This window comes from Chryseobacterium carnipullorum (assembly GCF_900142785.1).
GTDB classification, from domain to species: Bacteria; Bacteroidota; Bacteroidia; order Flavobacteriales; family Weeksellaceae; genus Chryseobacterium; species Chryseobacterium carnipullorum.
The window spans coordinates 145,431-167,977 of the sequence record NZ_FRCD01000014.1; the positions used below are offsets into that span (position 1 = coordinate 145,431).

The 22,547-nt window shown below is 38.7% G+C and carries 17 protein-coding genes; 3 read left to right on the plus strand and 14 right to left on the minus strand.

The window, feature by feature from the left end:
- Nucleotides 1–65 precede the first annotated feature (65 nt).
- Nucleotides 66–2,741, minus strand: coding sequence for a reprolysin-like metallopeptidase (locus BUC06_RS16205; RefSeq protein ID WP_073335057.1), 2,676 nt, complete (start codon nt 2,739–2,741; stop codon nt 66–68).
- 287 nt (nt 2,742–3,028) lie between these two features.
- Here BUC06_RS16205 and BUC06_RS16210 point away from each other — a divergent pair, with 287 nt between their 5' ends.
- Together BUC06_RS16210 and BUC06_RS16215 are read left to right on the plus strand one after the other, a co-directional pair.
- Nucleotides 3,029–3,373: a MerR family transcriptional regulator gene (locus BUC06_RS16210; protein ID WP_073335058.1), complete on the plus strand. Its 345-nt coding sequence runs from the start codon at nt 3,029–3,031 to the stop codon at nt 3,371–3,373.
- 202 nt (nt 3,374–3,575) lie between these two features.
- Nucleotides 3,576–4,847, plus strand: a complete 1,272-nt coding sequence (locus BUC06_RS16215) for a helix-hairpin-helix domain-containing protein (RefSeq protein WP_073335059.1) — start codon at nt 3,576–3,578, stop codon at nt 4,845–4,847.
- A 76-nt stretch (nt 4,848–4,923) separates the two neighbouring features.
- On the opposite strand, the gene BUC06_RS16220 is transcribed toward BUC06_RS16215, so the two are convergent.
- The 7 genes from BUC06_RS16220 to BUC06_RS16250 all read right to left on the minus strand — a co-directional run bounded on the left by BUC06_RS16220 (nt 4,924) and on the right by BUC06_RS16250 (nt 10,422).
- Nucleotides 4,924–6,144, minus strand: coding sequence for a YncE family protein (locus BUC06_RS16220; protein WP_073335060.1), 1,221 nt, complete (start codon nt 6,142–6,144; stop codon nt 4,924–4,926).
- Nucleotides 6,145–6,377: 233 nt separating this feature from the next.
- Nucleotides 6,378–7,100: a 23S rRNA pseudouridine(2604) synthase RluF gene (rluF, locus tag BUC06_RS16225; protein WP_073335061.1), complete on the minus strand. Its 723-nt coding sequence runs from the start codon at nt 7,098–7,100 to the stop codon at nt 6,378–6,380.
- A gap of 60 nt (nt 7,101–7,160) precedes the next feature.
- Nucleotides 7,161–7,862 carry a tRNA pseudouridine(55) synthase TruB gene (gene truB / locus BUC06_RS16230; RefSeq protein WP_073335062.1) on the minus strand — a complete coding sequence of 234 codons (702 nt, stop codon included), beginning with the start codon at nt 7,860–7,862 and terminating at the stop codon, nt 7,161–7,163.
- A complete protein-coding gene (locus tag BUC06_RS16235) occupies nt 7,862–8,311 on the minus strand; it encodes a hypothetical protein (protein WP_073335063.1) in 450 nt (149 codons plus the stop codon). The genes truB and BUC06_RS16235 overlap by 1 nt, the downstream gene beginning before the upstream one ends.
- 4 nt (nt 8,312–8,315) lie before the next feature.
- The gene (locus BUC06_RS16240; RefSeq protein ID WP_073335064.1) at nt 8,316–9,134 is read right to left on the minus strand and encodes an undecaprenyl-diphosphate phosphatase; all 819 of its coding nucleotides are present in this window, start codon (nt 9,132–9,134) and stop codon (nt 8,316–8,318) included.
- 89 nt (nt 9,135–9,223) lie between these two features.
- Nucleotides 9,224–9,520 (minus strand): DUF3098 domain-containing protein, encoded by a 297-nt coding sequence (locus BUC06_RS16245; RefSeq protein ID WP_073335065.1) that lies wholly within the window; start codon nt 9,518–9,520, stop codon nt 9,224–9,226.
- A 2-nt stretch (nt 9,521–9,522) separates the two neighbouring features.
- Nucleotides 9,523–10,422 carry a cell division protein FtsX gene (locus BUC06_RS16250; RefSeq protein WP_073335066.1) on the minus strand — a complete coding sequence of 300 codons (900 nt, stop codon included), beginning with the start codon at nt 10,420–10,422 and terminating at the stop codon, nt 9,523–9,525.
- Between the two features lie 91 nt (nt 10,423–10,513).
- On the opposite strand from BUC06_RS16250, the gene rsmA reads away from it, so the two are divergent.
- Entirely contained in the window at nt 10,514–11,284 is a 771-nt protein-coding gene (gene rsmA / locus BUC06_RS16255) for a 16S rRNA (adenine(1518)-N(6)/adenine(1519)-N(6))-dimethyltransferase RsmA (RefSeq protein WP_073335067.1), read from the plus strand.
- A 67-nt stretch (nt 11,285–11,351) separates the two neighbouring features.
- Here the strand turns inward: rsmA and BUC06_RS16260 are convergent, their stop codons facing one another.
- The 6 genes from BUC06_RS16260 to BUC06_RS16285 form a co-directional block, all read right to left on the minus strand.
- Entirely contained in the window at nt 11,352–13,733 is a 2,382-nt protein-coding gene (locus tag BUC06_RS16260) for a choice-of-anchor L domain-containing protein (protein ID WP_073335068.1), read from the minus strand.
- Between the two features lie 108 nt (nt 13,734–13,841).
- Nucleotides 13,842–17,402: a choice-of-anchor L domain-containing protein gene (locus tag BUC06_RS16265; protein WP_228423782.1), complete on the minus strand. Its 3,561-nt coding sequence runs from the start codon at nt 17,400–17,402 to the stop codon at nt 13,842–13,844.
- Nucleotides 17,403–17,606: 204 nt separating this feature from the next.
- On the minus strand, nt 17,607–19,970 hold the full coding sequence (locus BUC06_RS16270) for a choice-of-anchor L domain-containing protein (protein ID WP_073335070.1): 2,364 nt from the start codon (nt 19,968–19,970) through the stop codon (nt 17,607–17,609).
- 232 nt (nt 19,971–20,202) lie between these two features.
- Nucleotides 20,203–20,751 carry a DUF1003 domain-containing protein gene (locus BUC06_RS16275; RefSeq protein WP_073335071.1) on the minus strand — a complete coding sequence of 183 codons (549 nt, stop codon included), beginning with the start codon at nt 20,749–20,751 and terminating at the stop codon, nt 20,203–20,205.
- Nucleotides 20,752–20,761: 10 nt separating this feature from the next.
- Nucleotides 20,762–21,532 (minus strand): TIGR02757 family protein, encoded by a 771-nt coding sequence (locus tag BUC06_RS16280; protein WP_073335072.1) that lies wholly within the window; start codon nt 21,530–21,532, stop codon nt 20,762–20,764.
- A 7-nt stretch (nt 21,533–21,539) separates the two neighbouring features.
- Entirely contained in the window at nt 21,540–22,454 is a 915-nt protein-coding gene (locus BUC06_RS16285) for a ribonuclease Z (protein ID WP_073335073.1), read from the minus strand.
- Between the last annotated feature and the right edge of the window lie 93 nt (nt 22,455–22,547).

Here is a 22,547-nt window from a genome sequence, read left to right on the forward strand (position 1 = left end):
TAACGCAAATCTGCATAAAAAAAGGACCTGCTTTCACAGGTCCTGTATTCAGAAATTACAAGCTTTTATTTAATTACAAGCTTCGTGTTATAAGCTCCTTTTGAAGAGTTAATGCTGATGACATACACTCCTTTTGGAACGTTAACATTGAACTCTTTTGTATTGTTTCCTTCACTTTGATAAGCCGATGAAAACACCAATCTTCCACTGGCATCAAACATGCCTACTTTTACTTCTCCTTTTAAGTTTCTGGACTTAATGAAGAAGTTACCGTCACTTGGATTAGGATAAATTTTGATATCATCTGCCAGCGGAGAAACGGCATCCTGTACGCCTAAAGCCTGTGTCTGGCGGGTACATACCTGAAGGGACCATCCATTAATACTTCCAACATCGCCGGTGTAATTATCTGAGGCAAATAATTTCCATTGTCCCTGAGCCTGATGTCCCACAAAAATTCCTAGTGATTCATTAGACTTTACTTCTCCCTGAATTGGAGTAACACATACAGCAGCAGATCCCGCATCACTGAATGTCGCGGTGATATTATCCTGATTGGTGCATTGTCTGTTCCAAACAAGAGCTGATGTACCCATAGGTCCCTCTATTCCTACTGATAAATCTTTAACATACGTATGAGTAATGGAAGGAATGACTTTAATTTTAGTAATAATTCCGGAATTGGTCACCATTAAAGGAGCCAAAACTTTTTGGGATGCAATACCAGCATTTCCGCCCGGACCGTCTTTAATAGCGACTGCCGGACCTTGATAATTGTAAGTTGTACAGGTTTCTCCTGCTACGGTATAATCAATGACAAAGCTTGGACTCACTGTATAATAGATATTCCCAACGGCCTCCACAAGAATATAGGCATTGGCAGCAGTAGATCCGGAAGGAATGGTAATCTGCTCGCTACCGTCATTGGGAGTATTAGCTGCCACCGTTGTAAAGGTCTGTCCTCCGTCTGTAGATAATTTAATATTTACATTGGCAGTACTCACAGGCGCCTGATTTGTATTGGCAACATCCCATGTTACATTTAGTGCTGCTCCTGAAACTGCTGCCTGTCCAAAAGTTGGTGCAGTAACTTTAAACGGACCTGATGCTGAATTTACCGTTATAGCCATTGCATCTTTACCGGTCTGTGGTGCTGCAATATTATTGTTTCTAGCGGTCAGCATAAAATTTAGATTTCTTCCAACACCTGAAACAGTCTCCCAACGTGTAGTAAGTACACCAGCTAACACTTTATTAAAATCAGGAAAATATCTCACAGGAGTATTTACCGGATTCAAAGATCTGAATATAGGACCGGTAGGCTTGTTCATATAAGGGATTGAATTAGCGCCTGTCTGAGCAGAACCTGAATCCATTTCCTCCCACGTATAGGTGTAAGAAGCAGTATTAGAATCTGTAGAAGTCCCTTTTAATACAAATGCTGTAGATTTAGGAATAATGTAGTCTGTGCCAGCATTTACATTGGGTGCTGGATCGGCAAAAGGAGTATTGGTCCCGCATGTGACGCTGTTTATTCTGGTTCTAATTTCGTCAACGCTGAAGCCGTGAAAATAATCGTCAGAATTGAATTGAACATCATAATTAACCGTTATTCCTGTATAAGCCATAATTGTGGATCCACTGCCGGGTTCCACTAGTGATGCGATATTACCTGACGCTGTATTGTAACTAAATGTATGGTTTGCGCCCAATTGATGTCCCATTTCATGAGCTACATAATCAATATCGAAAGTATCTCCTTCAGGAAAATTGCTGGCTGTCCATCCCTGAGCTTTTGTACCGTTATCACAAATATCCCCGGGTGCATATCCATTTCCGTCTTCTTTATCAAAAATATGGCCCATATCATAATTCTCAGAACCGATAATACTGGTTATTGTTGTTTGAGCCTGTGGATTTTGCTCACCTGAAGCAGCATAGGGATCTGTTGCGGGATTTACATAGATAATCGCGTCATTATTGGCTACCAGATTGAAATGTAGTGAAAGATCTTTTTCAAAAACACTGTTCATACGGGTTACGGAGGCATTCATAGCTGCAAGGACTACTGCTTTTTTTTGAGCTTCTGTGGCCGTGGCCGGAGTTCCGGTGGCCGTGAGGTGGTATTGTGCATATTCGCCAGTACATGTTATAGCAAGTCTGAACACATTAAAACCTGCTAATTTTTTATTTACAGCACTATTTTTTTTTTCAGAATCTTTCGCTCCTACCTTTTCTGGTGTAGCACATTCAAAAGATTCTTTGTCGTGACCTCTCCTCGCATTGGAATCGAAAACAGCATAGACTGCTCTGTCTTCGGTGTAAGGCTCAATGAATTCGGAAATACCGGATCTGGTGATCATGGATGAAAATCCTATTGGTGACATACTGAATCTTAAATAAACAGAAGGATCATTGACTCCGGTGCCTACATATGATTTGATGTCCGGGTATTTTTCCTGAAGGGCCGGATCCATATTGGAAGATTCCCAAACCTGAAACTTCTCAATTTTACCTCCGGCTGTTGGAAGAGACATGATCACTCCTTTTGATCCTGAAAAACGCTCAGGTGCATTTTTCAGTGTAAGTTTAAGTTGAGCTGCATCCAATGAATAAAGAGCTGCATACTCCAGCTTTTCCTGAGACGGCTTTACTTTTTGCGACCTCACTGTTGTTTTGGTCCATTGCGAATATCCTAAAAAAGGAATCAGCAGCATGGAAAGAAAGAAATAATTTTTCATAAAAAAGTATTTTGATCTTTGCTAAATTAATAAAAAACAACCACACAAAACACTCATTTTATGGCAATTACCCACCACCTATCGAAATAAATTGCGGGCATTCACTACATATTTAAATTTCATAAAAAAAAATACATCATATGTATATAATTAAAGTATTTAATACTTCAATTATTCAACTTCATCTATTTTAATTTTAAAAAAGAATTTTATTCAGGACTAATTACCAGCGCATATTTGTGTTAGAATTTAAAAAATTTTTATCTTTGGCTTTTAGGATTCATAGAATGAAGATAAACTTAGCTGATAAACTGTATTATTCAATAGGAGAAGTTGCCAAAGCTTTTGATGTAAACACCTCATTAATACGTTACTGGGAGCAAGAGTTCCCTATCATCAAGCCTAAAAAGAACAAAAAGGGTAACCGCTACTTTACTCCTGAAGACATCAAGAACCTGCAAATGATTTACCATTTGGTAAAAGAAAAAGGATATACCCTTGATGGAGCAAGAATTGCTTTGACCACCAACAGTAAAATTTCAGAAACCGTTACCATTATTGACCGTCTTGAATTTATAAAAGCTGAACTTCAGAAACTGAAAGCTTCTCTAGCAGACAAAGATTCAGAATAAATAGTACCCAATCATAAAAAGCATCTTTAAGTGATGCTTTTGTTTTGGTTCAAATCCTTGGCCTGTATTCCTTCAAATAATTCTTAAAAAAAAGTATTCAAATGTAATTTAAAAATCATTTGAAAGAATTTGTTGTACAAAACAATTCCTTCTGCTTTTCACCATTGCTTCGGTTTATTTTTATTTATAAGTTTACTGTATGATGAGAAAAAAATATTACCAGAAACTGGCATTTATGGGGATGCTTCTGATCGTGCTTTTGGCCTTTCAAAACTACACAGGTAGGGAAAAAGAAAGTTTTCCTGAAGTAAAATTTATTACCACCCGCTCCGCGTCATGGAATCTAACGGACTTTAATCCGAATGATCTCGATGCCATGCAATGGGAGCATTTAGGATTTTCCGAAAAACAGGTTTCTACCATTCTCAATTATAAAAAAATGGTAGGAGGTCAGTTTAGATCAAAAGATCAGCTAAAAAAATGCTATGCTATTTCTGCTGAAAAATTCAGTGAACTGGAATCCTATATTATGCTTCCCGAAGCCGGTAAAGACCACCATTTTGAAAAAATTGATAAATATGAAAAGAAAGAGATCCGTATTTCCGGAAGATTCAATCCGGATAGACTTTCTGCTGCTGAATGGATCAGAATGGGTTTCAGTGAAAAACAGGCTGAAGCTATTTTAAAGTATAAAAACTATTTGGGTGGAAGTTTCATCAGTAAAGAAAAATTCAAAGAATGTTTTATTATTTCTCCAGCAAGCTATACTAAGCTTGAATCTTATTTAATCCTTCCGTCAAAAACTCCTGAGGGTTTTAAAAGTTATGGTAAAAATTATACTGTACAGTCAAAAATTCACTACCGTAATTTTGATCCTAATTCTTTGAATTCAGAAGATTGGCAAGCTTTAGGATTTTCAGAAAAGCAGGCGAATACGATTGTTAATTACCGTGACAGAAATCTCAGAGGAAGTTTTAAATCACTTGAAGATATAAAGAAATGTTTTGTTATTTCTCAGGAAAAATTCGATGAACTAAGTCCTTATATTAAACTCAATACGAATACAAACCCTATCCAAAAACAGGAAACCGATTTTTCAAAAGTTGATTTAAATATCATCACATTCAAGCAGTTGCTGGAATTTGGTTTAGATGAAAAAAGTGCCGGATCGATGATCGGATTCAGAAAAAAACTGAGAGGTTTTGTCAATAAACAACAAATTTTAGATACCTACAATATTGATAAAAATTTGGTTCAAAAATTAATTTCTATTGCTCCACTAGATATTTCAAATGTTCCTAAATATACTTTAACAGAAGCTCCTGAAGAATGGCTGAAAGACCATCCCTACTTCAAATATTCTGCGGATAAGATCATATTCTACCGGACTACCTACACGGATGATAGAAAAATTCTGAAGCTTTTAAAATTAAAGCCTGAGTATGAAGAAAGAATGAAATTATATTTAAAATAACTGGAACCATATAAAAACTCCCCCAAATAATAGGTGCTATTTTGGATCGTTTCTACTCTGCGTACTATTTTAAGTTTTAGTGATGCATATAGTTGCTGGGACCATTGGTTCCTTCAATAGATTCAGGTAGTATTCCATATTTGGTTCGTAAATCAATGGTACCTAATGTTTTCCCGGTCTGGATTTCAATAACACTAATAGTCCCGGAATTTAAGTTTGGAATATCTAAAAGGTTATTTTGTACTGCTACAACTTCTTTTCCTTTTTTAGTTTTAAAGAAAACCATATGATGTGCTCCTTTATCTGCCGTAAGGGTTTTTAAGAGCTTTAGCTGGGGAAGATTACTTATATCAAAGACCAAAACTTTTCCGGGATCAGCAAAACTTACGTAAAGCTTGCTGTTATCATCGATGTACATTTCGAGTGCCCAGCCTAATCCTTGTGTACTTCCATCAAATATTTTACTAAAAGTATCATACTTCTTGGTTATAGCATTGTATGGAGCAATCCAGATATCGCCACCTAGCATTGTCGTTGCAAGGGCATACTGTGGAAATTTTCCACGCAGCAATAGAACCTCAACAGGGCTGGACATATCCGTTTGTGAGTCTGCGACCAGGTAAGTTTCTTTTAATTCATAGGTATTTAGATCTAATAAAGTACAAGTATTTCCCATTCCAGTAGTAAGATCCGGGTGAATGGTTGAGGTCACCATCATTATTCCTTTCTCCTCATTAACAGAAATACCATGCGGATACATAATAAATTGATTTGGATTGGTTTGAACCGGCGCTTTAATAGTTTTAATAAGCTGGTTGTTATTTGCATTAAAAACACCTATGCTACCATCTTTTGGTCCTCCTGCCCCTCCCATAAAAGTCATAAAATATCTTCCATCGTTGGTAAAAAACAAATTTTCCCCTACTGTATTCTCCCCTGTATCAATAGGTGTTGCACTAACTAATTTTGGCTGTCCGTTTTTGTCTTTTTCCGTTTTTATCTGGTAGAGATAATTCCCCCCTAAAGCAGTGGTAAATAATTTGTCCGCATTCTGATTATAATAAAGATGATGAGGCAGGACACCAATACCTAATTCAAGTTTGTTACTAATATGCCCAAAATTTGGGGCTTCAGGATCAAGTTCAATTACAGCTATTCCATCTGATAATCCTTTCAAGCTTCTATAATCAATGTAAAATGAAGAATCGTGCGGAAGATCCGGATTATGGTTATCATTTTGACAATTAGAAAATGTCATTAAAATAATAACAGAAAGTAAGTTAAATTTTAATTTCATGGTTTTTAGTTTTAGTAGTTACTATATAAATATAATATATTTTAACTAACAAACCAATAATATTACACCAATGTGTGAATATTACTAAATGGTAACATTTTAAGTATTTTTTATTTTTCTTCAGATAGATTACTCGGAAATAGAAGTTCTCACTTATTTAACAATATAATAGATATAAAAAATTAAGCAGGAAAATATTTCCTGCTTAATTTTTTATTATTAATGATATAATCTTAATCGATTGTTTTGATAGAATCAGAAAGCAAGCTGTTAAGCGTAGTAAATTCCGCCTCTGTAAGGTCACGCCATTTCCCCACCGGAAGATCCAGTTTAATGTTCATGATACGGATACGTTTCAGTTTTTTTACTTCGTAGCCAAGATATTCACACATTCTACGGATCTGCCTGTTCAGTCCCTGAGTAAGGACAATACGGAAGGTCATATCATCGATTCTTTCTACTTCGCACTTTTTGGTGACTGTATCCAGAATCGGGACCCCATTTCTCATCTTTTCAAGAAATCTGGGTGAAAGTGGCTTGTCTACGCGGACGATATATTCTTTTTCGTGGTTGTTTCTTGCCCGGAGAATTTTGTTGACAATATCACCATCGCTGGTCAACAGAATCAATCCTTCACTGGGTTTATCGAGTCTGCCTATTGGAAAAATTCTTTTCGGGTAGTTGATATAGTCAACGATATTGTTTTTTTCGCGTTTGGTATCTGTAGTACAGACAATCCCCACAGGCTTATTAAAAGCGATATAAACAGGCTTATCCTGCGGCTCACGGATAGGTTTCCCATCTACCTCTACAACATCTTCATCTGAAACTTTTGTCCCCATTTCTGGGATCTTCCCGTTAATTGTTATTCTTCCTTCTTCCAGAAGTTTATCTGCTGCTCTTCTCGAACAGTACCCTACTTCTGATAAATATTTATTAATACGCGTTTTTTCCATTAGTCTTCTCCGTAACCTGTATAATTTTTTGTTGCCTGTTGTGAGTAAAAATACTTTTCTTTATTGTAAACTTTCAAATCTGTATTCATTCTCCAGAAAGTCAGTCGTAGCATTTTCAATTGTATACTCCCCAATTTTTGTACGTCTCAGCTGTGTCAGATAAGCGCCAACTCCAAGTTCCTGACCAATATCATGAGCTAAGCTTCTGATGTAAGTCCCTTTCGAACACCCCACGGTAAAGCTTACCAGTGGAAGATCAATTGTAATATCTTTAATATAGAAAATAGTAGTTTTTCTGGATTTCATTTCTACTTCTTCTCCTGCTCTCGCCAGATTATACGCCCTCTGTCCGTCTATTTTAATCGCTGAATATACTGGAGGTTTCTGCTCTATTTCTCCAACAAACTTCTCCAAAACTTCATGAATCTTGTCTTCTGAAATATGGGTAATATCCGTCTGAAGGATTTCAGGTTTTTCCGTATCATAGGATTCTGTCTGGACTCCTATTTTAATCTCGGTCCAGTATTCTTTGGGAGCATCCTGAATTTCGGGGATTTTCTTGGTAAATTTTCCACAGCAAACAATAAGAAGCCCTGTTGCTCTGGGGTCTAAAGTTCCGGCATGTCCAATTTTAAATTTTTTAGGAAGATTAAACTCTCTTTTGAGTTTATATTTCATTTTATTGACAGCCTGAAAAGAAGTCCAGTCCAATGGTTTATCCAATAAAAACACATATCCTGATTGCAGTTCTTCAGCTGTCATTATTTTAAAATTTCGGTGATACTTACTAAGCTTAGCAGCTTATTAACCTTCTGCCTGCATTCCGGGCCGTTTTCAACATTGACAAAACATTTTTTATCTCCGATGAAATAATAGATGTTTTTAAATGGGTATACAGAGTTATTCGGAACAATATTTACAGTATATTCTTCAGGCAAATTAAATTTATAGCTGGTTTTACTTACTGCTGTCACTTTCTGGCTGTAACATTTTCCTTCCTTTCTGTATTCAATAAAAGATTTGTGTTCCAGTTTTTCGTCCGGTACCAGTTCTTTACAGATCAATAAATCTTCGGTTGGGTATTTCTCTTTGAGCTCAACAAAAAACTCGATCCTTTCTCCACTATTATTTTTTACCAACAGCGTATGTGCCGGTGAGCAAGAAACGATGACCACTGAAAACGCCAGTATCTTTAAAATATTAGTTTTCATACGCTTATTTAAAAAAATAGAAATAGATGAGTAATGCAATCCCCACAAAGATACGGTACCAGCCCCAAGGTTTGAAGCCATACTTATTCAACACTCCGATGAATGCCTTGATGGCAATCAATGCGACAATAAAGGCAACAATATTTCCGATGATAAAGATCATAATATGATCATTCGATGCCATAATCATTTCATAGCCTTTCTGAGGATGTGCGGTTTCTTTTCCCCATGTTTTAAGGAAAACAGAGTATACGGTAACAGCCAGCATGGTAGGAACTGCAAGAAAGAATGAAAACTCTGCAGCAGCTTTTCTGGTAAGACCCTGTGACATTCCTCCAATAATAGAGGCTGCACTACGGCTGGTTCCCGGCATCATCGCCAGACATTGCCAGAAGCCTATGGTAACAGCGCTTTTTATGGAAACTCCTTTTTCATCATCGATTCTGGGATTTTTAAACCATTTGTCTGCGAAAAGCAATACCACACCTCCCAGTACCAATACAGAAGAGATCGCGATCTGGTTTCCAAGAATAGCTTCAATTTTATCATCAAAAAGATACCCTAAAACCAATGCAGGAATTACCGCAAAAGCAAGTTTATAATAAAACCGGATATTTTTGAGGTCAAAGAACTTTTTCCAATAAGCCACCACAACGGATAAAATAGCACCGAACTGGATAGATACCTGAAACATTTTTAGAAATTCATCCTCCTGAAGTCCCATAAGGTTGGCGGCAAATCCCATGTGAGCGGTAGAAGAAATAGGAAGATACTCTGTAAGTCCTTCAATAATAGCAATAATGATCGCTTTAATTAGATCCATAATATTGTTAAAATTAAAAGATTAAGAGACTTTGACATTTAGAATATCCTAAATCTCTCAATCTCTTAATCTTTAAATAAGGTTTAAATTTATTTTCTTTTTAAAATAGCATACACTTCTATCACAAAGCCTATCACTATAAACAGTGGTGCAATTCTGATCCTGCGAATGGAAAAAATATCGTCATTCCATACATTGGGATCAAATTTACCGTCTACTGTATTCGCATCCGGGCCCATCATCAGTAGAAATCCTACAACGATAAACGCCAGACCTATCAGCATCCACTTGAAGTTCTGCTGTCCGAAATAAAAGGTATTTTCCTGTACTACTTCGGTTTCTTTGCCAAATTCTGAAGCGGCCAATTTATTTGTTTTTTTGCTCATTATTAAGAATAATATAGATCGTCAACGTTTGATTTTAAGAATCTCCATGTAGCGAAAATAGTACTTAAGACAGAAATAAAGACTCCGACTCCAAGTACTAAAACAATCAGCCAGAAATACTGGTTATTGTCCTGTACGAAAGCTGAACCAATCTGGCTTGTAAAATAATACCATACTCCACCCAGCGCCATCAGGCCAATCGCAGATCCGATAGCACCCAGGATGATCGCCTCTACGATGAATGGTTTAAGGATAAACCTTCTTTTTGCTCCTACCAGCTGCATCGTTTTGATGATAAATCTTTTGGAGAAGATTTTCAGTCTGATGGAGTTGTTGATCAGTACCACCGCCAGGATCAGAAAGAGAATAGAGAATCCGAGGATCCATTTCAAAATTCTGCTCAGGTTGTTGTAAACATCCACCATCAAAGTACTGTCATTTTTGACATCTACAATACCAGGAACCGATTTTATAATCTTAATGGCTCCGTCAATCTTTGCAGGGTCTACGTACTCAGGTTTTAATGCCACTTCGATCGATGAAGGGAAAATGTTTTCTTCAAAAAGCGCATCACTGTCTATCCCCATCGTTTTCTTGGCTTCTTTCGCAGCCATGTCTCTCGTGATATAGGTCGCTTTTTTTACAGGAGCTAACGTCTGTACCTTTTTAAAAGTTTCTTCCTCTAGTTTTGCAATTTTTACAGAATCTTTTGCATCATAGTTTTCATCAAAATACGCATTGACTACCAATTGCTCTTTGATATAGTCAGAATACTTTTGGGCATTGATTAAAATAAGCCCCATTAATCCTAACAAAAATAACACTAATGCGATACTTATTACTACAGTAATATTGCTGGACCGAAGCCTTTTCTTATTAAACTCATCTACAGATTTAGCCATTAATATTAAAATTTTTGGCTAAATTAGAAAAAAACTTCCGAAATTTGGGACGAAATAAAGAAAATCATTGTTAATAAAATCATAAAAAACGTTGAGTGTAAAAGCAAAAAAGCATCTTGGACAGCACTTCCTGACAGATGAAAATATCGCGAGAAAAATCGTGGAAGGTCTTAGCTATGAAGACTATAAAAATGTCATGGAAGTAGGTCCCGGAATGGGGGTCCTTACCAAATATCTTCTCGACAAGGATCAGACTATCTACCTTGCAGAGATCGATACCGAATCTATTGAATACCTGAAAAAGAATTATTCAAAGATCATCGAAAATGCCTTTGTGGGAGATTTTCTGAAACAGGACTTTAACTTTATCAATGGAGAGGAGATCGCCATTATTGGTAATTTCCCGTACAATATTTCTTCCCAGATTCTGTTTAAGATTGTTGATTATTATCAGCAGGTCCCTGAAATGGTCGGAATGTTTCAAAAGGAAGTTGCCGAGAGAACAGCTGCTGTACCGAGAACTAAAGATTACGGTATTCTATCAGTTTTGATTCAGGCGTATTATGATGTGACCTATCTGTTCACTGTTCATGAAAACGTTTTCAATCCGCCTCCAAAAGTAAAATCCGGAGTGATCAGACTGACCAGAAACCCAAAGGAAGGTTTAGCCGGAAATGAAGTGCTTTTTAAACAGATTGTGAAAGCAGGGTTCAATCAGAGGAGAAAGAAACTTTCAAACTCACTGAAAGTACTCAACATTCCTGAAGCTTTAAAGACTCATGAATTTTTAGACAAAAGAGCGGAAGAGCTTAGTGTTCTCGATTTTATCGGCTTTGCCAATCTCTGGAAACAAAACCAATAGAAACAATCTTAAAAATAAAAAAGCCTTTCAAATTTTCTTGAAAGGCTTTTTTGTGTATGCTTTATTTTTATTCCCTGTTCTTCAGCATGATCCATCCGGACCAGTTCATTTGAACTTTTGATTTAGGATATTCAAAATTAAATTTATACCAATAGGTAGCGGTAGAGAGTCTTTTACCTCCTACTGTTCCATCCCATACCGGTTTTTCTTTAGAGAATCTGAACATTTCCACTCCATATCTGTCATAAACAGATCCTGTGAAGTTTTTGAATTCTGCAAGTGCTTTAAGATCCAGAACATCATTAATACCGTCATCATTAGGGGTAATGATATTATTGATCTGCAGTGTATAGAAGTCAAATGTTCCTACGCAATGGGTTCCTACCCTTCTTATCAATACCGTATAATTGGTATTATCTAAAAGACTTGTAAAGACATTGGACAGTTGCCATGTGATTCCATTATCTATTGAATACTCTAACGTACTTGGGGTATTGTTCATCGGAGGATTCTCGGCAATGATCGTGACTGTTTTTTTTGCACTTTCATAATTGATGCCGATCACATAAGGGGTTGCTGCTCCTCCAACTTTCGCAGTAAAGATCTTTTTACAGAACCCATTATCTATTTCCACAGTGTAAACGCCCCAGCTGTCTGCAGTTATAGTCTGTGTTGTAGCGCCCGTACTCCATAAATATTTATAATTGGGACCTGCCCCTGCATCAAGTGTAATACGGTCCCCCAGACACATTTCCACGTCTTTTAAAGGGGACGTGATTTCCGGGGTTACCTCTACTTTGATGGTCGCAGGGTTTAATGAACGGCATCCTTTCGCTCCTACCGCATACACCGTGAATGTGGTGGTCTGATGAAGGGTCACTGTCTGCGTATTGCCTGTACCCGGGAAGTTTACCCACTGGTAAGTTACCCCTCCTTCAGCAGTAAGAGTCACGGTTTCTCCCGGACAAATTTTTATCCTTGAAGATTTTATACCTGCTACAGGAGTTGCTTCTTTCAGAAGTTTTAATTCTATCATTTTGCTACAGAAGCCTCCATTGGAAACCACGGTGTATAGAATCTGGCCATCTGTCCCGTTATAATTTAAAACATTCTGAATATAGTTCCCGTTTTGAGCCACTGCATCGGCCTGATTGACATAGAATCTGAATACAGCTCCGGGTGTAGGGCTTATAGACGGCATAGCATTGGTCAGATCATAAGTGGTAATGTCTGGTGTAGTACAAAGAAGCAATGTTGCATCCTGTGCCAGAGGAGTAGTTCCCCCATGAATTTCTATGGTTGCTTTTCCCGGACAAGGATTTCCGGGAACACTTACTTCAATAGTATATATTCCTGGCTGTACGGCTGTAATGCTATTAGTGGTTGCCCCTGAAATTGGCGTTCCATTGAGGAACCATTGGTATAATAAATTAGGATCACTTACTGATGCGGTGATCACCTGGGGTACGTTATCACATACATTAATATCAGAGGGTAATTTAATCCCATTAGGCCCTAAAAGTTCCACCCCTATATTAAACGATCCTCCTTCCAAAAACACGGCAGAATCATAGGCGTGGTCTTCGAAGCTACCCGGAGAATAATCAGCTACCACCATTTTAAAATGATATTCCTGACCTGCCACTACGGTTGCGGTTGCAGTAAGGGGAATTGTTCTTCCTTCAAAATTGATCTGACTGGCATGGTTTGTATTATAACCGCCAAAATATTGTTCGTTAATAGCAGCACATCCTGGAAATCCTGAAATAGCGGGGTGAATATTCGTGATACTTACAGGTCCTGCTCCCGATGGCAATACCGCCATATTCTGGTAAGGTCCTCCTGAAGTGGGTCTGAGGAGAATGGCGAAGGCATCCGCATATGAGCAAGGATATGACCCATAATATTCTTCTGATGCCAACAGATAGTTAAATTTAATTTGGGAAGTGGTAGGGACAAAATCAAATTCCAAAAGAACGGCATCCGTTAATGTTCCGGTTGCTCCTATTGCCTGTGCAAGATCAGAATCTGTTCCTCCTCCATTGTTATCACTCAGGTTGCCTTCCTGGCTGTTTCCCGCTCTTCTGGCTTTTCCGGTAGAAAGTACAATACCATCTTTGAAAGGAAAATTGGTGGTTCCCTGATTAAAGTATCCCCAGGACCTGTCAGCATCTGTAACAGCGTGATTGGGTGTTATCTTTACATTGGATACAGTAGGAGTCACACAAGTATTTGTTCCTGATGAGATGAGTACATCTTTCACCAGCTGCGTTATAGAATATGAAGATTGCGTATAGCCCGGTGTATTGACATCAATAAAATTACCTGCTTTTTGAACAGCGGACCCTGAAGGTTTATTTTTTGGGGGCTTTCTAGGCCCGTCAGTTTGAGAATATGAAAAAGTCGAGATGACTAAGAAAAATAAAAAAAATAAGAGATTTCTTCGCATAATACTTTTGTTTTAACAAATTTAATTTATTTTCAAATAAATCCTTCATTTTTTAATTTTTTTTTAAGATAAAAAAAACAAACCTTCCAAATATGGAAGGTTTGTTTGTTAGTTCCTATTTTTTAGCAATATCCAGCCTGAACGTTGCTCCAGTTTTTTACTGGCCGGGTTTTCCCACTGTACTTTATACCAGTAGGTGCCTGTAGGCAGATTCATCCCCTTTAAAGATCCTCTCCAGACAGCGTCTGTTTTGGTTGCTCTGAAGAGCTCTGCTCCGTACCGGTCAAAGACTGATGCTGCAAAATTATTATATCCTCTAAGTCCTGAGAAATCTACTGTATCATTGACTCCATCCATATTAGGTGTGATGGCGTTGCTGATAACAAATGTAAAGTAATCTAATGATGTACTGCAGTTTGCATCTTTTACCCTTACCATCAAATGGTAGTTCGTATTATTTAAAACATTATAAAACATATTAGAACTCTGCCAAACGACACCACCGTCTATAGAGTATTCCAAAACACCTCCTGTAGGATTACTCGTCGTGAGGGTAAGCACATGATTATCATATACTACATTCGTAAACTGAGGCAGATCAGGATTCAATAATTTTGCGGTGAAAACCTTAGAACAAACCCCATTGCTGATGGTCACGGTATAGGTTCCAAGAACACTCGTCGATATCGTCTGTGTCGTTGCCCCCGTACTCCATAGGTAGGTATAACTCGGGCCCGCACCTGCATCTAGAATACCTTTATCACCTGCACATACATATACATCCTGTAGTGTAGATACAATGGCTGGTACCACCTCGATGGTTACTTTTGCAGCCTGCAGAGAGCTACAGCCATTCCCTCCCAATGCAAATACAGAGTATTCTGTTGTAACGGTAGGCGAAACTACCTGTGTATTTCCATTTCCAGGAAGACCTACCCAATTATAGGTAAATCCTCCGGTAGCCGTAAGAGTAACGGATTCTCCTGCACATATTTTTGTTTTTGATGCCGCTATTCCCGCGGTAGGTGGTCCCACCAAAACAGTAACGGTGGCAGGTGTTGCAGAAATACATCCGTTGGCACCTACTGCATATACCGTGTATACTGTGTTTGTCGTTGGAGAAACGATCTGGGTATCACCATTTCCGGCAAGTCCTGTCCAGTTATAGGTTACCCCTCCTGAAGCTGTTAATGTTACTGATTCCCCTAAACATATTCTAGGTTGTGATGATACCAGGGTCGCAGTTGGCAGTGCTGTATTTTGAGTTACTGTAACGGTAGCGGTGTAGGTACATGTTAAATTTCCTGGCTGCGATACATTGGAAACCGTAAGGGTATAAACTCCTCCTGCGTTAACGACAGGATTCAGTGTATTGGCACCTGATACGATATTCCCCCCTCCTGCTGCTGTCCAGGCAATGGTGGATCCAGCAGGTACTACGGAAGCGGATGCATTTAATGTAGTTTGAGGTGCTGTACAGGTAATTTGCTGCGGTGCAGCTATGGTAAGCGTTGTTTCAGCTGTTCTCAGCAATTGAAGTGAAACCACATAGTGACATCCTCCGTTTTTCACCAAAACATAGATGGTCTGATTGGCGGGTGGAGCATATGAAGTAGGTGTTATGATAAAATTATTATTTTCTGCAAGCGCATCAGCCTGAAGAATATAGTACGTAAAGGTAACACCAGGCCCGGCAGAAGTGATCTGACTTTGGGCAGTTGTAAGATCATAGGTCAATCCCGGAGCATAGCATTTATGCAATATCGCATTCTGTACTGTGATGGGCTGCGAAACTTCAATAGTTATCGTTGCCGGATTCTGTGATACACATCCGTTAGCTCCTACAGCAGTTACGGTATAGGTAGTGGTTGTAGTAGGTGATACTGTCTGTGTATTTCCTGTTCCAGGAAGGGCTGTCCAGTTGTAGGTAGCACCTCCTGATGCCGTTAAAACAACCGATTCACCGTTACAAATCTGTATTTTACTGGCTGTAAGTCCTGTAACAGGGGGAGCACTGTCTCCTGTAACTGTTACGTTAGCAACAGCAGTACAGATTACACTTCCCGGCTGATAGGTATTTGATATGGTTAAGGTATAAGTTCCCGGAGCATTGATCACCGGATTTAATGTATTGGCGCCTGAAACGATATTCCCTCCTGTGGTGGTCCAGCTAAAAACAGATCCTGCAGGATAAACTGAAGCTGACGCATTTAATGTTGCCTGTGAGCTTACGCAGGTTAATACCGGCGGAGGCAAAATCGAAGCAGTCATTTGAGGAGCTTTTACCAGCTGTAACTGAGCAACTTTGGAACAGAAGCCATTTTTGACAAGAACATATATGGTCTGTCCTCCCGGACTTGAGTAGGTCGCAGGGCTGGGAATGGTGTTGGTATTTCCTGCAAGGGCATCTGCCTGGGTAAGATAATACGCAAATGTTGCCCCTGGAGTTGTACTTATAGAAGCCTGCGCTGAAGGGAGATTAAAAGTAGCATTTCCCGCGGAATAGCAAGCTGTAAGGGTTGCATTCTGGACGGTAGGAGAAGTTCCTCCCACTACGGTAATGGTTCCCGTTCCCGGACATGTATTTCCCTGAATGAATACCTGAACACTGTATACTCCGGGCTGTGTCGCTGTGTAGCTTGGTCCGGTCTGGCCCTGAATAGGATTGTTATTTAAAAACCACTGATATGTAACATTAGGAACCTGTACTGAAGCGGTAAAGGTTTGAGGAGCATTGTCGCACATATTGACAGAAGCAGGAAGCTGCACTCCGGCAGGATCTAAAATTTTCACTCCGATATCAAATGAACCTGCTTCCAGAAATACGGCTGAGTCGTAATTTCTATCGCTGAAGTCAGCTAAAACCATTTTGAAGTGATAGGTCTGACCTGGAATGACAGTAGCTTTTGCTGTTAAAGGTACCGTTCGGCCATCAAAATTAGTTTCAACCAACGGATTATTTATTCCTGCGAAATAAGTTGGGTTTACCGCGCCACAACCTCCGGGAATTGCCGGGTGGATATTGGTCACACTTACAGGTCCTGCATTTCCGGGAAGCACTGCGAGATTGGTGTAAGTAGGATCACTTGCCTTTTTTAACAGCAATGCAAATCCGTCTGATTTGGTACAGGCAAACTGGAATCCCGGTGCATATTCTTTGGAGGCAAATAAGTATCTGAATGAAACTTCTGTAGAAGCTGGTACAAAATCAAATTCAATATAGGTCGCATCTCTCAATTCTAAATTATTAATGCCTAAAGCAGTGGCCAGATCTACATCTCCCGGGGTATTCAAACCATCATTTAAAAGTCCCTGATAGTTATTTCCTGCTTTTGCAGCATAGCCCGTTGAAAGAACGATTCCTTTTTCGAATGGAAAACCAGTAGTTCCTTTATTAAAAAAACCCCAGCTTCTTCCGGCATCATTGACGGCTAAATTAGGGGAAACGTTGACATTGGTTACATTCGATGTAGAGCAGGCTCCTCCGGATATCAGCACATCTTTGACCAATTGCGTAACGCTGTAGTTAGATTCGGGATAATTGGGGGTATTTACATCTATGAAAAGACCTGCTTTCATAGAATTTGCGTTAGCTTTTTTCGCAGGAATCGTGGCTCTGTCTATGCTTTGAGCAAAAACAAAACTGCCGATGAATGCAAAAAATAACATCAAAAATAAATTTCCAATCCTCCTATTTAACATTTTATAGTATTTTAAACAAAAATACTATTTTTTTTGATTGAAACTTAATTTAACACAATTTACATTGTCATCTATACAAGTTTATTTATTCTACAATATAAATTCACTTTATTTAAAAATAATAAAAAAGGCTGGCGATTATGCCAGCCCTTCCGTATATTACTTAGGTGATTATTCTAAATTTTTAAGAAGAATCCATCCGGTTTTCACGGCGGTCTCTTTACTTGCTGGATCCTGATAGGTCACCTGATACCAGTAAGAGGCAGTAGGTAAACGTTTCCCCTGGAAAAATCCATCCCAATATGGTCTGGTTTTACCAGCCTTGAACACTTCTCTTCCGTAACGGTCGAAAACAAAACCTTTAAAGTCTTTATAGCTGCTTACTCCACTAAAATCAATGATATCATTAACGTTGTCTCCGTTTGGCGTGATCACATTCTTCATCACGAACGTAAAGTATTCTAAGAATCCTTCACAACTGGTATTCTTCACTTTAACACGGATGGATATCACCGTATTTTTAGGAACATTGGAGAATACATTGGAAGCCTGCCATGTATAACCATTGTCTACTGAATATTCCAGTGTACCGTTGCTGGGATTGCTTGCCGTGAGAACCATCGTTCCATTAACATTATAATCCACTTTTATGATTTGGGGAACTACTGCACGGATCACCTGGGTTTTAAACTCTTTTGAACAAACACCATTGCTGATTTTGACGGTATATTCTCCCGGAGTTCCCACAGTAATAGCCTGAGTCGTTTCACCTGTATTCCATTCATAAATATATCCAGGTCCTGATCCTGCATCTAAAAGGATCATATCTCCTTCACAAATTTGTCCTCCTTTCAGAGAAGATACAATAGCCGGCACTACGTCAATGGTAATGGTTGCCGGTTGCAGAGATTTACATCCCTGTGCACCAATAGCATATACGGTATAGGTAGTCGTCTGAGTTGGACTTACTGTTCTTACTCCTCCTGTACTGGATGTATCTCCCCACTGATAGGTTACTCCGCCGGAAGCCGTTATAATGAGAGATTCTCCTTCACAGATTCTCAATCTCGGTGCGTTAAGCGTAGCGACAGGAGTCTCTTCTCTTCTTAAGGTTAATGTGACGATCTTACTACAGAAAGCGCCATTTGAAACCAATACGTAGATCACTTGTCCGTCTGTACCATTATAATTTGTGGTATTGGTAATGAAACTGTTATTCTGTGCCTGTGCATCAGCCTGAGTAGCATAAAATCGGAATACAGCTCCCGGTGTTGTGCTGATCTGTGGCTTTGCAGAGTCTAAATTAAAAGTACTGAGCGTTGGAGTTGCACAGAGCTTCAGCGTTGCATTTTGAGCAGCAGGAGAAGTTCCGCCTATAATGGTAATGGTGGCTTTCTGACATTCTGTCCCACCTACAAAAGTTTTCACTTCGTATACTCCCGGTGAATTGGCTACATACACTGCATTGGTTGCAAAAGGAATAAGTACCCCATCTTTATACCATTTATAGGTCATTCCGGGAACGGCAGACACCTGAGCTTTTAAAGTCTGTGGGGTGTTATCACACATATTCAAAGTGTCTCCGAGAGGATTTCCGTTGCCGTCGACGATCGTCATCCCGATATCAAAAGATCCTCCCTGCAGAAATACCGCAGAATCATAGCCATTATCAATTGCATCTGCCAGAACCATTTTAAAATGATAGGTCTGGCCGGGAATTACAGTGGCAGTGGCTTTAAGAGGAATGGTTCTTCCTATAAAATTAGTTTCGACATTCAAAGTATTCAGTCCTCCGAAGTACTGTTCATTAATCGTTTCTCCATCACATCCTACGCCGGGAGGTACAATATTAAGAACACTTACCGGTCCATCTCCGTTGGGTAGAATTGCTAAATTGGTATAAGTTGGATCACCAACTTTTTTAAGAAGGAGCGCAAAACCGTCCGCAAAATCACCACATGGATACCCACTTGTGTATTCTTCTGAAGCAAATAAGTAATTAAATTTCACCTGGTTGCTGTTCGGGACGAAATCGAACTCTAAGGAGACCACGTCTTTCAGATTACCCGGAGGGTTGATCGCTGCTACCAGATCCGGATCATTCATTCCGGCTCCGGGGACAACATCTCCTAATGCAGCCGGTCCCTCTAGAGCATTTCCCGCTCTTCTGGCCTTACCGGTCACAAGAAGCAATCCGTCATTAAAAGGAAAATTGGTAGTTCCTTTATGAAAATACCCCCAGGCTCTATCTGTATCTGTTGGCAGTTGATTCGGAGATATGGTCACATTGCTGACATTAGGAGCCGCGCAGACAGATCCACCCGAGATCAGTACATTTTTTACAAGCTGTTCTATAGTATAGCTTGATGGTACATAAGTGGGCACATTGACATCTATAAATGCACCTGCCTTTTTACTCTGCGCACTAAACTTTTCAGGCTTTGATTTTCTTTCCATTCTCTGTGAAAAAGCAGAAACAGAAGCCAATAGAAACATTGTAATTAAAAAGTAATTATTCAGTCTATAATTGAACATTTTATTATTGTTTGTTCAAATGTAGCAAAAATATCATTAAAAACCATTCTAATTAAGCATTTTCAAATAATTCACCACACATATTCACAATAAATACATTTTATACTTATATAATCCACAAAAATGGTAGAGTTCAATTTTAACTAAAAAATACCCTAAAAAAAGCAGACTGTACATGAACCAGTCTGCTTTTTTATATTTTCACTATCCTAATATCTTATTTTATTGCTTGCTATTTCTTCAACTGATCAATTTCATTTTGAAGCTGGCTGATGACATCCTTTAAAGCTTTGATTTCATTCTTATTGGAATTCACATTGCTTTTAAGTATAACATTTTTGGCTCTTTCGTTGTGATCTTCATCATCTTCATCCTCATTGATCTCCTCTATATCCTCCTGGATATCTTCAATATCTTCATTGATCTCTTCAATATCTTCGCTGATCTCCTCAATGTCTTCACTGATCTCTTCAATATCTTCCTGAATATCTTCAATATCTTCACTAATTTCCTCAATATCTTCCTGGATATCTTCAATTTTCTCATGGCTTTTATTAACAGACATCTGAATAAAAATGGCGAGATATATTGCTTCCAGGGAGACCACGGTGGTAAGGATCAAAAGCATTTTGTCGAACTCAACAAGATTGAGCACCGGCAAGAGAAATGAAGTGATAAAGAATAAAGTATGAACGATGAGTGAGGGTATAGAACCTACCCACCAGGTAATCCCATTCGCTATTTTTTCTAACACTTCTTTTTTTTCTGTTTCTTTTTTCATCCTTCCTATGTTATAAAAGTTCTTTCGTCACTCCGAGTCCAAATAGGGCAAAATCATACTTGGCAGGATCGGTCTCATCAAATTGTCTGATGGCTGCATCCAGTTCTTCCACTGTTTTCCAGTCGTTCTGGGTTCTGGAAACAAGACCAAGTTTCCTTGAAATATTTCCTGTATGTACATCCAAAGGAATCGACAGGTGTTTCTGATCTATGTTTTCCCAAATACCAAAATCTACGCCATGTTTATCTTTTCGGACCATCCAGCGGAGAAACATAATAATTCTTTTGGAAGACGAGTTTTTGTAAGGTGAGCTGACGTGTTTATGACTTCTGTGTTTTTCTGTTTCGAGAAAGCTTTTTCTGAATCTTTCAATAGCATGAAGAAAATTGGTCTCCGGGTGATTGACGATAAATAAATTTTCAAGACTTTCATTGTCTTTATAGATCTTACTGAATTGTCTGATGAAATAAGCAAAATCCTCGCCGTTAAAGGTTCTGTGGATACTTTGGTTGTGAAGGATTTCCAAATCTTTTTCTGAATGGTTTAACACAAAATCATAAGGTGAATTCCCCATGACCTCAAGCATTTTATCCGCAGATTTAATAATTGATTTTCGGTTTCCCCATGAAATCGTAGCGGCCAGAAAACCGGCAATTTCTATATCCTGTTTTAAAGTAAATCGGTGTGGAATCTGTATGGGATCATCTTCAATGAAATCGGGACTGTTGTATTGATCTGCCTTTTCGTTCAAAAAGCTTTTTAATTCTTCAAAATTAAGCATACAGGTTTTAAATTTTTACGCTTTCCAGAGCTTTTGGGAGGTAGCTATTGGGAAAAACATTTCGCGCTTCATCGGTGAATACGGTAAGGTCTGCGTACCTGTTGGAAAAATGCCCGAGGATCAGTTTTCCTACTCCAGCTTTCTGGGCAATTGTTGCAGCTTCCAAAGCCGTTGAATGCCCGGTATAATCTGCCATCTCTTTCAGGTCATGCAGAAATGTTGATTCATGATAAAGAACCGTTACATTTTTAATGATCGGAAGTACACTTTCGAGGTAGCGGGTATCACTGCAGAAAGCATATGAAACAGGAGGTGTCGGATCGAGAGTCAGCACGTCATTTTTAAGAACATAACCATCGCTTAATACGAAATCTTTTCCTGCTTTTATATTGTGGTAATCACAGGATTCTATTTCACTGTATTTGGCAATTTCCTTCATATTCAGATGCCTGTCTTTTGGTTTTTCTTTAAAAAGATAACCGTTACAGTATATTCTGTGATCCAATGGAATGGTATACACCTCTACCCTGCTGTCTTCATAGATCTTTTCAGAATAATCCTTATCCAGCTCATGATAAACCACTTCAAAGCCGCGGTGTGTTTCTGTGATCTGAAAAATGGTTTCCAGCATTTTTTTGATTCCCTTGGGACCGTAAACGTGCAGGGGGATATCTCTTCCAAGAAGACGGAAAGAGGCAATAAGCCCCGGAAGACCAAAACAATGATCCCCGTGAAGATGAGAAATAAAGATATGATTGATCTTTGAAAATCTTGCTTTTGCTTTTCTCAGCTGTACCTGTGTTCCTTCTCCACAGTCGATCAGAAAGTGTCTTTCTTCTATTTCCAGCAACTGGGCCGTGGGCGAAGAATTAATTGTCGGAATAGCTGAATTAAAGCCTAATATCGTTAAATAAGTACTCAAATCAATAGTTTATTATAACAAATGTACGACAGAAAATCTAAACATATATTTTAGATTTAATTTTAAATACTAAAAAGCATAGGATTTCTAAAA

Coding starts and splice junctions, on each gene's coding strand:
- BUC06_RS16220 (WP_073335060.1), bottom strand. CDS start 6,144: ATGAAATTAAAATTTAACTTACTTTCTGTTATTATTTTAATGACATTT.
- truB (WP_073335062.1), bottom strand. CDS start 7,862: ATGACAGCTGAAGAACTGCAATCAGGATATGTGTTTTTATTGGATAAA.
- BUC06_RS16205 (WP_073335057.1), bottom strand. CDS start 2,741: ATGAAAAATTATTTCTTTCTTTCCATGCTGCTGATTCCTTTTTTAGGA.
- BUC06_RS16260 (WP_073335068.1), bottom strand. CDS start 13,733: ATGCGAAGAAATCTCTTATTTTTTTTATTTTTCTTAGTCATCTCGACT.
- BUC06_RS16245 (WP_073335065.1), bottom strand. CDS start 9,520: ATGAGCAAAAAAACAAATAAATTGGCCGCTTCAGAATTTGGCAAAGAA.
- BUC06_RS16265 (WP_228423782.1), bottom strand. CDS start 17,402: ATGTTATTTTTTGCATTCATCGGCAGTTTTGTTTTTGCTCAAAGCATA.
- BUC06_RS16280 (WP_073335072.1), bottom strand. CDS start 21,532: ATGCTTAATTTTGAAGAATTAAAAAGCTTTTTGAACGAAAAGGCAGAT.
- BUC06_RS16215 (WP_073335059.1), top strand. CDS start 3,576: ATGAGAAAAAAATATTACCAGAAACTGGCATTTATGGGGATGCTTCTG.
- BUC06_RS16275 (WP_073335071.1), bottom strand. CDS start 20,751: ATGAAAAAAGAAACAGAAAAAAAAGAAGTGTTAGAAAAAATAGCGAAT.
- BUC06_RS16235 (WP_073335063.1), bottom strand. CDS start 8,311: ATGAAAACTAATATTTTAAAGATACTGGCGTTTTCAGTGGTCATCGTT.
- BUC06_RS16250 (WP_073335066.1), bottom strand. CDS start 10,422: ATGGCTAAATCTGTAGATGAGTTTAATAAGAAAAGGCTTCGGTCCAGC.
- rluF (WP_073335061.1), bottom strand. CDS start 7,100: ATGGAAAAAACGCGTATTAATAAATATTTATCAGAAGTAGGGTACTGT.
- BUC06_RS16210 (WP_073335058.1), top strand. CDS start 3,029: ATGAAGATAAACTTAGCTGATAAACTGTATTATTCAATAGGAGAAGTT.
- BUC06_RS16240 (WP_073335064.1), bottom strand. CDS start 9,134: ATGGATCTAATTAAAGCGATCATTATTGCTATTATTGAAGGACTTACA.
- BUC06_RS16270 (WP_073335070.1), bottom strand. CDS start 19,970: ATGTTCAATTATAGACTGAATAATTACTTTTTAATTACAATGTTTCTA.